This is a genomic window from Pseudomonas sp. GW821-FHT01E05 (assembly GCF_059422425.1).
Genome location: NZ_JBWKWW010000007.1, coordinates 386,695 through 401,979, shown reverse-complemented (window position 1 = coordinate 401,979; position 15,285 = coordinate 386,695). Strand labels below are relative to the sequence as shown.

The 15,285-nt window shown below is 60.9% G+C and carries 9 protein-coding genes and 1 pseudogene; 5 read left to right on the top strand and 5 right to left on the bottom strand.

All coding sequences use genetic code 11. The annotated features are described in order from the left end of the window. From mexE to AC07W5_RS18210, 3 genes are all read right to left on the bottom strand, one after another. On the bottom strand, positions 1 to 1,257 hold the full coding sequence (gene mexE, locus AC07W5_RS18220) for a multidrug efflux RND transporter periplasmic adaptor subunit MexE (RefSeq protein ID WP_495010866.1): 1,257 nt from the start codon (positions 1,255 to 1,257) through the stop codon (positions 1 to 3). Between the two features lie 525 nt (positions 1,258 to 1,782). Beyond that, positions 1,783 to 4,473 (bottom strand): alpha-ketoglutarate dehydrogenase, encoded by a 2,691-nt coding sequence (gene mdeB / locus AC07W5_RS18215; RefSeq protein WP_495024009.1) that lies wholly within the window; start codon positions 4,471 to 4,473, stop codon positions 1,783 to 1,785. A 12-nt stretch (positions 4,474 to 4,485) separates the two neighbouring features. Then, positions 4,486 to 5,685, bottom strand: a complete 1,200-nt coding sequence (locus tag AC07W5_RS18210; RefSeq protein WP_495024008.1) for a methionine gamma-lyase — start codon at positions 5,683 to 5,685, stop codon at positions 4,486 to 4,488. Positions 5,686 to 5,809: 124 nt separating this feature from the next. Here AC07W5_RS18210 and AC07W5_RS18205 point away from each other — a divergent pair, with 124 nt between their 5' ends. From AC07W5_RS18205 to AC07W5_RS18190, 4 genes are all read left to right on the top strand, one after another. Further along, positions 5,810 to 6,289 (top strand): Lrp/AsnC family transcriptional regulator, encoded by a 480-nt coding sequence (locus AC07W5_RS18205; RefSeq protein ID WP_495010864.1) that lies wholly within the window; start codon positions 5,810 to 5,812, stop codon positions 6,287 to 6,289. A gap of 239 nt (positions 6,290 to 6,528) precedes the next feature. Further along, positions 6,529 to 9,972: an adenylate/guanylate cyclase domain-containing protein gene (locus tag AC07W5_RS18200; protein ID WP_495024007.1), complete on the top strand. Its 3,444-nt coding sequence runs from the start codon at positions 6,529 to 6,531 to the stop codon at positions 9,970 to 9,972. A gap of 117 nt (positions 9,973 to 10,089) precedes the next feature. After that, entirely contained in the window at positions 10,090 to 11,139 is a 1,050-nt protein-coding gene (locus AC07W5_RS18195) for a patatin-like phospholipase family protein (protein WP_494994854.1), read from the top strand. 8 nt (positions 11,140 to 11,147) lie between these two features. Beyond that, complete coding sequence (locus tag AC07W5_RS18190; RefSeq protein ID WP_495024006.1) at positions 11,148 to 11,288, top strand: hypothetical protein; 141 nt, start codon at positions 11,148 to 11,150, stop codon at positions 11,286 to 11,288. Here the strand turns inward: AC07W5_RS18190 and hisN are convergent. Next, the gene (gene hisN / locus AC07W5_RS18185; RefSeq protein WP_495024005.1) at positions 11,285 to 12,076 is read right to left on the bottom strand and encodes a histidinol-phosphatase; all 792 of its coding nucleotides are present in this window, start codon (positions 12,074 to 12,076) and stop codon (positions 11,285 to 11,287) included. The genes AC07W5_RS18190 and hisN overlap by 4 nt on opposite strands. Positions 12,077 to 12,446: 370 nt before the next feature. On the opposite strand from hisN, the pseudogene AC07W5_RS18180 reads away from it, so the two are divergent. After that, a pseudogene (locus tag AC07W5_RS18180) lies at positions 12,447 to 13,280 on the top strand (type II toxin-antitoxin system HipA family toxin); the annotation flags it as partial. Positions 13,281 to 13,513: 233 nt separating this feature from the next. On the opposite strand, the gene AC07W5_RS18175 reads toward AC07W5_RS18180, so the two are convergent. After that, positions 13,514 to 15,217, bottom strand: coding sequence for an ABC transporter ATP-binding protein/permease (locus AC07W5_RS18175; protein ID WP_495010861.1), 1,704 nt, complete (start codon positions 15,215 to 15,217; stop codon positions 13,514 to 13,516). Positions 15,218 to 15,285 lie beyond the last annotated feature (68 nt).

Below are 15,285 nucleotides of genomic sequence, written 5' to 3'. Positions count from 1 at the left end.
TTAACCGCGTGGAGTCGCAGCGCTGGCCAGTTTCACCGCTACGCCAGTTGTGCTCTTGGCGGGCGCGACTTGGGGCAGGTTGCTGGCTTCCAGTGCTTGTCGTTGTTGCGCCAAAGCGGCGAGGGTTTCGTTGCTGGCCATGGGGATCACTTCAGGGGCGACCGGTGAACCCGGACGTACCCGCTGCAAGCCCTTGACGATGATGGTGTCGTCTTTGTTCAGGCCGCTGCGCACGATGCGCAAGCCTTCGATTTTCGGACCCAGCTCGACCGCGCGATAGGCCGACTTGTTGTCGGCATCCATTACCAGCACGAACTTCTTGCCCAGATCAGTACCGACCGCTTCGTCGTTGATCAGCACAGCGGAGTAGGTACCGCTGCCGACCAGTTTCAGGCGGGCATACAAGCCGGGGGTGAATTCGCCTTTGCTGTTGTCGAAGACGGCACGACCACGGATGGTGCCGGTTTTCGGATTGACCTGGTTGTCGACGAAGTTCATCTGACCCTGGTGCGGGTTGCCGTCCTCATTGGACAGGCCGAGGTAAACCGGGGTGGTTTGACCGCGTTGGCCCTGGCGGGCGAGTTGGGTGTATTTGAGGAATACACGTTCATCGGCGTCGAAGTAGGCATAAACCTTGTCAGTGGAAACCACGCTGGTCAGGGCCGTTGTGTCGGCGGTCACCAGGTTGCCGGCGGTGATTTGCGCACGGCTGACGCGCCCGCTGATGGGCGAGATCACGCGGGTGAAACTCAGGTTCAGCTTGGCGACGTCCAGTTGCGCTTGAATTGCCGCGACGCCGGCGCGGGCTTCTTGCGCGGCGCTGGTGCGCGAGTCAGCCAGTTCGGCGGAGATCGCGTTGCTGGTCCGCAGGCGCTCGCCACGCTGGGCTTCGTTTTCACTGCGGGTGGCATTGGCGCGGGCCTGTGCAACTTGAGCTTCGAGGCGGCGGACTTCAGCCTGGAACGGCCGAGGGTCGATCTGGAACAGCAGGTCGCCTTTCTTGACCAGCGCACCTTCGATAAAGGCTACTTCATCGATCTGGCCGGACACCCGAGGACGGATTTCCACGGTTTCCGGTGCTTCAAGGCGACCGGTGAATTCGTCCCACTCGTTGACCGGTTGTTCCAGCACCTTGGCCACGCTGACCTTGGCTGCTGGCATGCTGGCGGCAGTGTTTGGCGTCTTGCCGCAGGCGCTCATCACCAGCAAGGCCAGAACGGCCAAGGGGAAGCGCATATGTTTGAGTGACTGTTCCATGAGTGCATCCGCCAATGTATTGAGATGGGCGGATAATGCTCGGCGAGGTTGTATCGCACGAATCGAATGAAGCAAAGGTAACTATCATTCGGAATGATATGAGTTCGAAACGAGCCCTCTAGCATGAGGCTTTCGTTAGGCGGCTATCAATCTTTTTGACGACAATTCACTATTGCAGGGAATGCAAAAGACGAGGTATCGCCTCGTTCCTGTCGCTGGCAGGTTTTCCTCCCGCAGGTTCCTGTAAAGCCCGTAGAGGCATGGCTTGCAGGCGATTAATACCAATGTAGTGCAGCAAAGCTTCGGCCACTGCCGGTTCGGCAGTGACGAAGCCAACCCGCAGCGAGGGCGCCATGCTTTTAGAAATGCTGCCAATATAAATCACCGCTGCAGGTTGTCGAGGGCGGCCAGTGGTGGCTGGTTGTTCTGTATGTCTCGTCCTGAATAAGGTTTACACCTTCTGACCTGTCTTCAGGACTAGACACTACTCCTGTGGGTAACCATTCAAAGGGTGTTGCAGGTGATTCAGCGATCCCAGGGCGCGGTGCGCGAAGGGGCGGGTTTGTAGCGCTGGATCGCGTCGGCGAGTACGCCGGGGTCGAGGCCGTCATGGTCCACCAGACTTTTTAAACTGGCAATGACAATGCTGTGCTGATCCACCTCAAAGAATGCCCTGAGGTTTTGTCGATTATCGCTGCGGCCAAAACCGTCGGTGCCCAGGGTGGTGTAGGGCGCTTCGAGGTACTGGGCGATCAGTTGGGGCCAGGCGCGGATGTAGTCGGTGGCAGCGATGATTGGCCGCGTGCCACCCAGGTATTTGTCCAGCTGGCTGCTGCGCCGGGCGCTGGCGTCCAGCCGATTGTCCCGCTCGACCTCGCGGGCCTGACGCGCCAGTTCGCTGAAGCTGGTGGCGCTGAACACCTCGCTGTCGATGCCCCAGTCCCGGGCCAGAATCTCGCTGGCTGCGATCACCTCCCGCAGGATGGTTCCTGAGCCCACCAGCCGCAGGCGAATCCGCGACGGCTCGGCGCTGCTGCTCGAATACCGATACAGGCCACGCAGGATATCGGCATGCCGGGTTTCAGCGATCGACGGCTGGGGGTAGTTTTCGTTCATCACCGCCACGTAGTGGAACTCGTCGCACTGCTCTTCCAGCAGGCGTCGTGCAGCGTGGTCGAGGATCACCGCCAGTTCCCCGGCAAAACACGGATCCCAGGCGCGGCAGTTGGGCACCATCGACGCCATCACCAGGCTGGAACCGTCCTGGTGCTGCAAGCCTTCACCGCCGAGGGTGGTGCGGCCTGCGGTGGCCCCCAGCAAAATGCCCCGGGAGCGCTGATCGGCGGCAGCCCAGATCAAGTCGCCGACCCGCTGGAAACCAAACATCGAGTAGTAGATATACACTGGCAGCATCGGCTCGCCGTGCACCGAATAGGAGGTGGCCGCGGCCACCCAGGACGACAGGGCGCCGGCCTCGGTGATGCCTTCTTCGAGCAATTGGCCGTCCCGGGATTCGCGATAGGACAGGATCGAGCCACAGTCTTCCGGTTCATACAACTGCCCGTGGGGCGAATAAATACCGATTTGCCGAAACAGGCTGGCCATGCCAAAGGTGCGCGCCTCATCGGCCACAATGGGTACCACCCGTGGCCCCAGCTGCGGGGCTTTTAGCCAGGCCGTGAGCATGCGCACGGCGGCCATGGTGGTGGACATCTCCTTGCCCTCGCTCTTCAAGGCAAAACCGCCGGCGGCTTCCAGTGGCGGCACCGGGATTTTCGGCGCCTGGCTCTTGCGCGCTGGCAATGGCCCGCCCAGGGCCTGGCGACGCGCGCGCAGGTAGTGCATTTCCGGGCTGTCTTCGGGCGGGCGATAGAAACGCAGTTGCTCCACGTCCTCGTCCGACAGCGGCAAATGGAAGCGGTCGCGGAAGGTCAGCAGGGCGGCGACATCGAGTTTTTTCGCCTGGTGCGCGGTCATCCGCGACTCACCGGCCGCGCCGATGCCAAAGCCTTTTTTGGTTTTCGCCAGGATCACCGTCGGGCGGCCCTTGCAGGCTTTGGCGGCGGCGAAGGCGGCATACAGTTTTCGAAAATCATGCCCCCCGCGTTTGAGGCCATTGATCTCTTCGGCGCTCATATGCTTCACCAGGCGCCGGACTTGCGGGTCCTTCTGGAAGAAGTGTTCCAGGTTATACGCGCCGTCATGGGCACCGAGGGTCTGGAATTGGCCGTCCGGGGTGGCCGCCAGGCGTTTGAGCAGCACGTTGTCGGTGTCGCGGGCGAACAGCGCATCCCACTCCGAGCCCCACAGCACTTTGATCACGTTCCAGCCGGCACCGGCGAACAGCGCTTCGAGTTCCTGGATGATCTGGCCGTTGCCGCGCACCGGGCCGTCGAGGCGTTGCAGGTTGCAGTTGACGATAAAGGTCAGGTTGTCCAGCTGCTCCCGGGCCGCCAGGGACAGGCCGGCGATGGACTCCGGTTCGTCCATCTCGCCGTCGCCAAACACGCCCCAGACGTGACGCCCGGCGGTCTGCACCAGGCCACGGTGCTGCAAATAGCGCATGAACCGCGCCTGATACACCGCACTGATGGGACCGATGCCCATGGAGCCGGTGGGGAACTGCCAGAAGTCCGGCATCAACCACGGATGGGGGTAGGAGCACAGCCCCGGGCCGTTGATTTCCTGGCGGTAGTTGGCCAGTTGTTCTTCGCTCAGGCGACCTTCGAGAAAGGCCCGGGCGTACACTCCGGGCGCCGAGTGCGGCTGGAAAAACACCAGGTCGGCGTTGCGTTGTCCCGCGTCGCCATCACCGCGGAAAAAGTGCTGGAAGCCCACCTCGAAGATTTCCGCCGCCGAGGCGTAACTGGCGATATGCCCGCCCAGTTCTCCGTAGGCATGGTTGGCCCGGACCACCATGGCCAGGGCGTTCCAGCGCAGCAGACCGGTGATGCGCTCTTCCAGCAGCAAATCACCGGGGTAGGTGCCCTGTTGCTCCAGGGACAGGGTGTTGCGGTAGGCGGAAAACGCCTGGGCATCGCGGCTGATGCCGTGCTCGCCAGCGTATTCCTCCAGGCGCTTGAGCAGGTAGCGGGCGCGCTCCGGGCCACAGGCGGCGAGGGTGGAGGCCAGGGCGTCGAGCCATTCCCGGGTTTCCTGCGGGTCCTGGTCTTGCGCACTGAGGTCGCTATCGTTGACGGGGTTATGTGTGACCATGGTCAACCTCCCTTAAGCGCAGGCGTCCAGGGCCTGGGTGACGTCGGCCAGCAGGTCGGCAATGTCTTCCAACCCCACCGACAAGCGCACCAGCCCCTCGGAAATACCGTGGCGAGCGCGCTCTTCAGGGGTGTAGGTGGAATGGGTCATGCTCGCCGGGTGCTGGGCCAGGGATTCGGCGTCCCCCAGGCTGACCGCGCGGCTGAACAGCTCCAGGGCGTTCATGAAACGCTTACCGGTGACCAGTCCACCCTTGAGTTCGAAGGCGATCATGCCCCCAGGCAATTTCATCTGCCGGGACGCCAGTTCGTATTGGGGGAAGGAGGGCAGGCCGGGGTAAGTCACCCACTCGACGGCCGGGTGGTCCTGCAAATATTGGGCAACCACCAGGGCGTTGCTGCAATGGCGTTCCATGCGCAACGACAGGGTCTTGAGCCCGCGCATCAGCAAAAAGGCGTCCTGGGGCGACATCACCGCGCCGGTCAGATCCTTCAACCCTTGCAGACGAATCCGGTCCGCCAGTACCTGGCTGGCAACCACAATACCGGCGGTGATGTCGCCATGGCCGCTGAGGTACTTGGTGGCCGAATGCACCACCACGTCGGCGCCCATGTCCAGCGGTCGTTGCAGGTAGGGGGTGCAGTAGGTGTTATCCACCACCAGGGTGACATCCCGGTGTTCACCGGCGATTTCGGCCACCGCCGTGATGTCGACCAACTGCATGTTCGGGTTGGCCGGGGATTCGAAATAGATCATGCGCGTGGCAGGGCCGATGGAATCGCGCAGTTCGGCCAGGTTGGACATGTCGACATGGCGCACCTTGACGCCAAACTCGCCGATACCGTGGTGCAGCAGGGCGAAGGTGCAACCGTACAGGGTACGGTTGACGATGATCTCGTCACCGGGCCGCAGCAGGGTCCAGAAGGTCGCGGCAATGGCGCCCATGCCGGAGCTGAAGGCCACCGCCGCTTCGCCGTTTTCCAGGGTCGCCATGCGCGACTCCAGCAGTGCCAGGGTAGGGTTGGAAATACGCGTGTAAAAATGCCCGCGTTCTTCGCCGGCAAAACAGCCGGCGCCGTATTCGGCGGTGGCGAAGGCGAAGGTGGAAGTGAGGTAAATCGGTGGAATCAGTGCGCCGTTGTTATCCAGCGGGTTGTAGCCGTGATGGATCGCACGGGTGGAAAAGCCAAGGTCATTGTTTTTATTGTTCATGGTGAACGCTCCCGGATTTCCTACAATGCTATGCTCAATTTCAACGCGATAAATTCCAAACTGGCCCATGAATAACGGGTAATTTGGAATAAATACCCATAAAAACAAGATAGAGAGGCAAGACATGCCTGTTGGCCTGGATCGTACCGACAAAGCCCTACTCATCGCCCTGCAAGGCAATGCCCGACTGACCATCGCCGAACTGGCCGACAGCGTTGCCCTGACCACCTCGCCGTGCTGGAGGCGGGTCAAGATCCTCGAAGAAAACGGGGTGATTAGCGGCTACCAGGCGATTCTTTCGCCCAAGGCCCTCGGCTACGGTGTCACCGCGTTTGTCAGCGTGATGATGGAATCCCACTCCCAGGACACGGCCAGAACCTTCGAACAGCGCCTGCTGGAAATCCCGGAAATCGTCGCCTGCCACAACGTGTCGGGGCGCTACGATTTCCTGCTGGAAGTGGTGGCCAAGGACCTGGAGTCCTTCGGCGAGTTTGCCCGAGAGGTGCTGCAAACCTTGCCGGCGGTCAAAGAGATCTACTCCAGTTTTTCGTTTAAATCGGTCAAGCCGTCGCGGGTGATCCCGGTGCTTGCTGCTGCGAATTAACCAAAGCGTCACTCAATAGAGTGGCGTTTTTGTTTGTGCGCGATTTATGCCTGGCGTCCGGTTTCTCGTCTGACCCGCTTCATGGCAACGCATTGCCTCAATGCGGCGGGAGGGTTGGAATTCACAAGTCACCTGAGGCATAGGTACCTAGGGAGAGACTCTCATCCGGTCGCGTCTTGCCGCCAGCGGGTTCGGCGCCTAATGTTAAGAAGCAGGCACCAGGCAAGGGAGGAGGTCGTATGCGCTGCGCAAACTGCGGATTCGAGAATCCCTCCGGGGCCAGCTTCTGTGAAGCGTGCGGCACCAGGCTGTTTCGCAGCTGTCCGCGTTGTGGCCACGAGGCGGGCCTTGGCGCCAAATTCTGCAGTGAATGCGGCGCACCGCTAACCGATGCGCCTGCTGCGCCATCACCGCGTCCCACGCCTGCTTCAGGGCCTTCTCCAGCGCCCATTCATTACACGCCCCATTACCTTGCCGAGCGCATCCGCGCCGAACAGGCGGCCATGGAAGCCCGGGGCGAGACCGCCGGTGAACGCAAGACCGTCACCGCGCTGTTTGCCGACATGGCCGGCTCCATGGCGCTGATCCACGACCTCGATCCGGAAGAGGCCCAGAGCCTGATCGAGCCTGTCGTCGCGTTGATGATGGAAGCCGTCCACTACTACGAAGGCTACGTGGCCAAGACGCTGGGCGATGGCATCCTTGCGCTGTTCGGCGCACCCATCGCCCATGAAGACCATCCGCAGCGGGCGCTGTATGCGGCACTGCGTATGCAGGAGGCGATACACCGACATGGCGACCGTATTCGTCTGGAGAAAGGCATTCCGCTGCAAATCCGCGTCGGCATCCACACCGGAGAGGTCGTCGTGCGTTCGATCCGCACGGACGATTTGCATACCGATTACGATCCGGTGGGGCACACGATCCACATTGCGTCCCGGATGGAGGGAATCGCCGCGCCATCGTCGATCCTGGTGAGCGAGTCCACCTACAAGCTGGCAGAGGGCTATTTCGAGTTCAGGACTCTGGGGGCCACCCAGGTCAAAGGCATCCCCGAGCCGCTCGTCGTGTACGAGGTGCAGGGTATCGGCGCGCTGCGCACGCGCCTGCAACTGGCGGCACATCGCGGACTGGCCAGGTTCGTCGGCCGCCAGGTCGAGCTCGACCACCTGCATCAGGCGCTCGATCAGGCCAAGGCGGGCCGCGGGCAGGTCGTCGCGGTGGTAGGCGAGGCCGGGGTCGGGAAGTCGCGGCTGTTCCATGAGTTCAAGGAACGCTCGCGGCGCGGCTGTCTGGTGCTGGAGACATTCTCGGTGTCGCACGGCAAGGCCTTTGCCTATTTTCCACTCATCGAGCTGCTGAAAAACTACTTTCAGATCACTGCCCTGGACGACGAACGGCGGTGCCGGGAAAAGGTCATGGGCAAGGCCCTGACGCTCGAGCGCAGTTTCGAGGAGCTCGTGCCCTACCTGCTCTATCTGCTGGGTATCGGCGAGCGCAGTTCGGCGCTCGCGGAAATGGATCCGCAGATCCGGCGTGATCGCATGTTCGACGCGATTACGCAGCTTCTGGCGCGCGAGAGTCGCGATCAGCCGATCGAACTGCTGTTCGAGGACCTGCAATGGCTGGACCGCGAGACCGAAGCATTCCTCGCGTGCCTCATCGACCGCGTGGCGAGTGCTCCGATCCTGCTCCTGGTGAACTATCGGCCCGAGTATCAGCCTGCGTGGACGCACGCGGGTCATTGCAGCCTGCTGCGGCTCGAACCGCTGGGCCCGGCCGAAGCCCAGGGACTGCTCGCGGCCCTGCTTGGGGACGATCCCACCCTCGTCCCCCTCAAACAGCTCATCCTGGAGAAGACCGAGGGCAACCCTTTCTTCATGGAGGAAGTGGTGCAAACGCTGGTCGAGGAGAAATCGCTGCTCGGCGAACCCGGCCGTTACCGAATCGAGCAAACTCCGGCTGCGCTGCATATTCCCACCACGGTGCAGGGTGTGCTCGCCGCCCGTATCGACCGGCTCCCCGTTGCGCAGAAGGAATTGCTGCAGACGCTCGCCGTCATCGGCAAGGAGTTTGCGTTCAGTCTGATCCAGCGCATCTGTGAGGGCGCGCGGATGGACGACGATTTGCGCGATCTGCTGGCCCGACTGGAGGCCGCGGAGTTCATTTACCAGCGGCCCGCATTTCCGGAGGTGGAGTATTCGTTCAAGCATGCGCTGACCCAGGAGGTCGCGGGCCACTCGCTACTCACGGAGCGGCGTAGCGCACTGCACGAACGCACGGCGCAGGCCATTGAGGCACTGTTCCCCGCCCGCATCGCGGATTACAGCAGCGAACTGGCGCACCACTACAGGCTGAGCGGCAATGTTCCGAAGGCCGTGGAATACCTGCAGCGTACCGGGCAACAGGCCCTCCAGCATTGCGCCCATCTCGATGCGATGCGTCACCTCGGCGCGGCGCTGGAATTGCTCGAGCATTTGCCCGACACGCCCGCGCGTGCTCATCAGGAACTGACGTTGCTGCTCTGCCTGGGGCCGGCCCTGATGGCCGTGCGCGGCTATGGTGCGCCCGAGGTGGAGGCCACCTACACGCGTGCACTGGCGCTATGTGCGCAAGTAGGCGACGACGCGCTTTTCCCTGCGCTGCTGGGGTTGCGGATGTACTACGAGTTGCGTGCGCAATACTCAACTGCATGCGAACTGGGTGAGCGATTGCTCAGTGTTGCGCAAACTGCGCAGAATCCGGACTTGCTCGTGGGAGCCCATGCCGCACTCGGGGCGACCTTGCTTTTCCAGGGTGATCTGCGCAATGCCCTTGAACACCTGGAGCGGGCGCGTGACCTCTACAACCCGGACCGTCATCACACATATGCCGTTACGTACGGCATGGATCCGGGCTACACCCTGACATTTTCGGCCTGGTGCCTTTGGTACTTGGGTTTCCCCGATCAGGCAAGCACGCGCAGCCGGGATGCCCTTGCTCTGGCCAACAAGATTTGCGACCCGTTCAGCCTGGCCTTCACCCTGTCTGCTACGTCGATACTGGGACAGTTTCGGCACGACGTACGACTCGCCGAAGAGTGTGCTGATGCCGCCATCAAGCTTTCACTCGAACAAGGGTTTCCGTTTTATTTGGCGTGGGGAAATATTCTCCAGGGTTGGGCTCGCGCCGAGCAGGGAAACATTGACGAAGGAATCGCTCAGATAACCCAGAGTATCGCCACTTACCAGGCAGCCGGAGCAGAGCTTGGATGTTCTTATTTTCTGGCCCTGCTGGCCACAGCTCACGGACGCGCCGGGCAACCGCAGGCTGGACTGGATGCCGTGACCGACGCTCTGGCGATGGTGAACCGAACAGGTGAGCACTTTTACGAAGCAGAACTGTACCGGCTCAAGGGAGTTCTTACCCTCCAATGTCCGGGCGAAGACGGACAGGATTCTTCCGTGCAGCAGCAAGCGCAAGCATGCTTTCAAAAGGCGATCTCGATCGCTCGACTACAAGGGGCAAAGTCACTCGAGCTACGAGCCACAGTGAGCCTTGCTCAGCTATGGGAAACACGAGACAAGGAGGCGGCCAGGCAGATGCTGGCCGACATCTATAGTTTCTTCACCGAAGGCTTTGACAGCGTTGATTTGCTACAAGCCAAGGCGCTGCTCGATGCATCAACACCAAACGGGGGGTGAACGATCGATGACGCATGGCGCGCAATGGAGCATCGGCGTGTCGTCGGCGAGCGCGTGACGAGGAGAGGCGCCGCAACAAGTTCTCGATTCGACTCAGCACCGACGAGGAGATCAAGAATGACCACGAAGAACGCAAAGCCTCGGGGCGGTGACGAGCGTAAGCCGGTCGCGCTGGCTTTGCAGGGCGGCGGGATGCACGGTGCGTTCACCTGGGGCGTGCTCGATCGGTTGCTCGAGGACGGCAGGCTGGCCATTGAAGGGGTGAGCGCAACCAGTGCCGGCGCGATGAATGCCGTCGTGCTGGCCTATGGCATGCTGCAGGGTGACGAGGCCGGCGCACGCCAGGCGCTGCACGATTTCTGGTACGCCGTGGCGCAATCCGCCGAGCGTCATAACCCGTTGCGCTGGATGCCATGGCTGAAAGGGACCCACAGCTTCGGACTGGACCATTCGCCCATGTATGCGTTCGCGGACATGGCGCTTCGTATCTTCTCGCCTTACCAGTTCAATCGCCACAACTTGAATCCGCTGCGGGAGGTGCTGGAGAGTCAGATCGATTTCGCCGCCTTGCGAAAGCAATGCCCGCTCCACCTCTATCTGTGCGCGACCAATGTCGAGACGGGGAAGATACGTATCTTCTCGGGCGAGGACGTCTGCGCCGAGGCAGTGCTAGCTTCGGCCTGTGTGCCGACATTGTTCCAGGCGATCACGATCGACGGCCAGCACTACTGGGATGGCGGTTATATGGGAAACCCGGCCATTTTCCCGTTGATCTACCACTGCAATACGCGCGATGTAGTGATCGTCCACATCAACCCGCTCGTCCGCCCGGGCGTGCCCATTACAGCTGTCGACATTCTCAATCGCATCAATGAAATCAGCTTCAACTCGTCGCTGATGCGTGAGATGCGCACCATCGCCTTTGTCACCGACCTCATCCAGCAAGGCAAGGTCGATCGCGACGAGATGAAAGAGATGCTGATCCACTCCATTCGGTCCGACGAGGCAATGTGCGCGCTCAGCGTGTCCAGCAAGTACAACGCGGGCTGGGACTTCCTTTGCGGACTGCGCGACAACGGACGATGCGAGGCCGAGGCGTGGCTCACGGAGAACTACCGGAATATTGGCGAGCGGTCGAGTATCGACATCCGAAAGGAATTTCTTTGAACGCCGCCATGAGACGGGAACAGGTGGCCGCGGCCGACTCGCGTTATCGGGTGCTGGAGGGCGCGTTTACCTCCATTCGCCAGGCGATGATGGCTGTGCCTCGTCTGCGTGAAGCGGAAACGCCCCGGGCGGACCTGCTTTTCACTTAGCCGGCATGCTGTAGAAGCTCAATCAGCCGGGCATGCAGCGCGGGATCTCCGCAGGCCACGACGGTGCCGCCGTTTTGCGCGGTACTTCCATCCCAGGCCGTCATACGGCCACCCGCGGCCTCGATGATCGGGATCAATGCCTGTACGTCATAGGGCTGCAGTGCGGCCTCGACGATCACATCGACGAAGCCGGAGGCCAGCATGCAGTAGGCGTAACAGTCACCGCCAAAACGGACCAGCTGCGCCTGGCTGGCCACCTGTTCAAAGGCGTTTTTTCGTTCGATTGTGTCGAACATATCGGGTGTCGTGCACATCAGCCGCGCGGATGTGAGCTGGGAGCAGGCGCGGGTTTTCAACGCTGTGCCATTGCGCCAGGCACCTTGTGCGCTGCCGATGTACCGCTCACCGGTGAACGGCTGATTCATCACCCCTAATACCGGGCGCTGGCCATCGTTGAGTGCGATCAGCGTGCCCCACAGGGGCAGCCCGGTGACGAAGGCCCGTGTGCCGTCAATCGGGTCCAGGACCCAGGTCAGTTCGCTTTCTCCAACGTAGACACCTTCCTCTTCACCGAGGATTCCATGCGTGGGGTAGCGGTTGCGGATCAGTTCACGCATGGCCTGCTCGGCCGCCTTGTCGGCCACAGTGACGGGGTCGAACAACCGGCCACCTTTGTCCTGTACTTCGATTGCCGTGCGGAAGTAGGGCTCAATGGCCTCGGCAGCAGCTTGCGCCAGCTGCCCGGCGAAATTCAGGTACTCATCGAGCTGATCGGTAGTGAGTGGCATCGGGGCGCACCTATATCCAGGTTGATTGATGAAGACTGCTGAAATGGCTCATTTTAATAGGCCACTAGATCAATGGCTTCAGGCCAAAAACTATTAGAACTGCCCCCCCCCCCACATTTGCCCCCGATTGCACACCGTACTCTGTTCGCTCCCTCCGGCTCGGGCAAGACCGCCACGCTCAACAACTTGCTCAATCAGGTCACGGCGGTGTAAAGGCCGCGGCTGTTCATCGTTGAGGCCGGGAAGGTGCTACCAGCAGGGCGAATCTTCCCACAAATAGTATTAATTCCAATAAATTGTGGGTACGGCAGGAAATACCTAAATAAGACACAAATTCAGGGAATTACGCGCCTTGAGCTGGATTGTGGTTGAGGTTCAGGAAGTTCTTAATGGTGAAGGTGGGGAATTCCTGCAGACGTTGCTGCTGGTGGGGGGCGCGCCTCAAGGTGCCAGGCCAAAGGCGTTGGTCTATCGCGATCCTCAAACTGGAGCCTTTACCACCGCCGCCAAGCCGGGCTATGAAGCCTGGCTGATCAAGTTCCCGGCAAAAGAAGAACATCCCGAGGTGTGTGCTATCGAAATGGTCTATGCCGAGTGCTTGCGCATGTGCGGCATCCAGACCCCGGACACGCAGCACTTCAGTCTGCCCAACGGGCTGGCAGCCTTCGCGAGTAAACGCTTTGATCATATAGACGGTCAGCGCGTGCCCATGCAAAGCCTTGCAGCCTTTACCGGGGCCGACTACAAGTCACCGGGGTCCTTGGACTATGTCAACTTCTTGCGTGCGACACAGATGTGCACCAACGATGTGCGAGAGAAAGCTATCGCCTTCGAGCGTGCCATCTTCAATGTCGCGTTCAACAACCGAGACGACCACCCCAAAAACTTCGCCTACGTCATGTCGCCGTCCGGTGCATGGCAGCTGGCGCCGGCCTACGACGTGACTTTCTGCGAGGGACCGGGCGGTTATCACCAGATGGACGTGATGGGCGAGGCCTTGGAGATTGACCGAGACGCGATGCTCAGACTTGCAGACGAAGCGGAGGTCTCAGTGGAGACTGCTGGCGGCATCATTGACAGGATTTGCCGCGTCGCTAGCCAGTTTGCGACCATCGCCGAGAACATGTACCCACGCGCGATCACCCAGGACACCCTGGATACCATTCAAGGCCGAATCGACGAGAACATCGACCAGCTGCGCTAACGCCACTGCTCGCCTACAACTTCAAACGGGTGTTGAACCTTCGGGGCGGTAACGCCCTGATGGCAGCGATGAAGGTCTGAAGTGAGTTGATGGCCCTCTGTACTCATCGCAGGGCATGACGGAAATCTCAGCCTGGAAAACAGCCTCCACCTGACCGGTGAGCCAGGCGTGCGCGTAACTCACTCGGAGGGCAGGAAATCGGCCCTCCATCTGGATGACCAGCACCGGCGACCTCAGAATTCCAAAGTGGTGGCGGGGATTAGTTTGGATGCGGCGGATGAAGCAGTGGGCACTACGTCAATCACGCGGGTGTGGTAGGCAGTGAGGCTTTCACGATGGCCGATGCTGACCAGCGTGATATTGGTGGCCGCCAGCGCTTCGTACAACCGTCGCTCGGCATCGTCGTCCAGGCCCGATGTGGCTTCATCGAGGAACAGCAACGGTGGCCGAATCAATAATGCGCGGGCCATGGCCAGACGCTGTTGCTCGCCGGGGCTCAGGCGCCGGCTCCAGTCATCGGTGCCGTGCAACGGCAGATGCTGCAACTCTGCCAGTTTGAGTACTTCTTCCAGGTGCGTTTCATCAATGTCGATTGCGCTGGCCTCGCCCTGTTGATGCAAGAGTTCATACAGGGAACCACTGGGTAGATAAGGCCGCTGCGGCAGAATGAGCAGGCCATCGCGGTCCAGTTCGGCGCGACCCTGGTGCCGTGGCCACAATCCCGCCAGTGAGCGCAGCAGGGTGGTCTTGCCCACGCCGGAAGGGCCACGCAGCAGCAGCCGTTCGCCGGGTGCCAGTGTCAGCGTCAGCGTTTCGAACAGCGGTAAACCGTGCTCATTCAACGGTGCAAAGTCATGCAACCGCAGGCCGGCTGTACGACGGGTAACGGGGTCGACCGGGGCGGGCAGTGCGTCGAGTTCACGCCAGAAACTGCACAGGCGCGCCTTGGTCGCGCGCCATTCGGCGATTTGCGGGTAGCTGTGAATCAGAAACGACAGCGAGGCCTGTATTTCGCCAAAAGCCGAAGCGATCTGGGTCAGTTGCCCCAGTTGAATCTCCCGCGAGAAGAAGCGCGGTGACACCAGCAACAGCGGCAAGGTAAAGGCGAATCGCTCATACGCCGCATTGATGCCCAGCAGGTGTTTTTTCGAGCGAACCAGCTTGCCGTAGTTGCTCAGCAGCAGTCCCAGTTGTCCCAATAACTGCTTGCTTTCCCAACCCTGACCACGGGAAAGGGCGACATTTTCGGCGTCTTCACGCAGACGCGTCAGGCCGAAACGAAAATCCGCCTCACGACGTTGTTGCAGGAAATTGAGCCCGATCAGCGGTCTGCCGATCCAGTGCGCGATGCCGCTGCCGATCACGGCGTAGATCAAGGCGAGCCACAACATATAGCCGGGGATGGCGACGGCATGCCCGGCGACTTCGAATTCCAGGGTGCCGGAAATGCGCCACATGATCATGCTGAACAGCACCACCAGAATGATCGCCTGAAGCAGGTTCAGGCCCAGGTCCAGGGTCTGCTCGACGAAGATCTTGCAGTCCTCGGCAATGCGCTGATCGGGGTTGTCGTAGGTCACGCTGTGAAAACGGCTGCGGTAGTAGCGCTGGTTGTCGAGCCACTTGGCGAGAAAGGCCTGGGTGAGTTTTTCTCGCCAGTTGATCAGCAGTCGTTGTTGAACCTGGAACTTGGCCATGGTGCAGGCAATGAAGGCGACGTCCAGCACGAGCAACTCCACGACGTGATAACCGAACGCGGCGGCATCCAGGCTTTGCAACGAGTTGTAAAAGCCCAGGCTCCACTCGTTCCAGCGCACCTGGATCGCAATGATCCCGGCCACCGCCAGCATGGCCAGGGCGAGAGTCAGCCACGCGCGACGACGACCTTCAGCCGACCAGTAAGGCGCGGCCAGTAACTTCATATCATGGATGAACATCAGAGCGTCCTGCCTGGCAAACTCGGGGGGTGACCCGCCGTGTTGAGTCTTCGGAATTCAAAAAACGT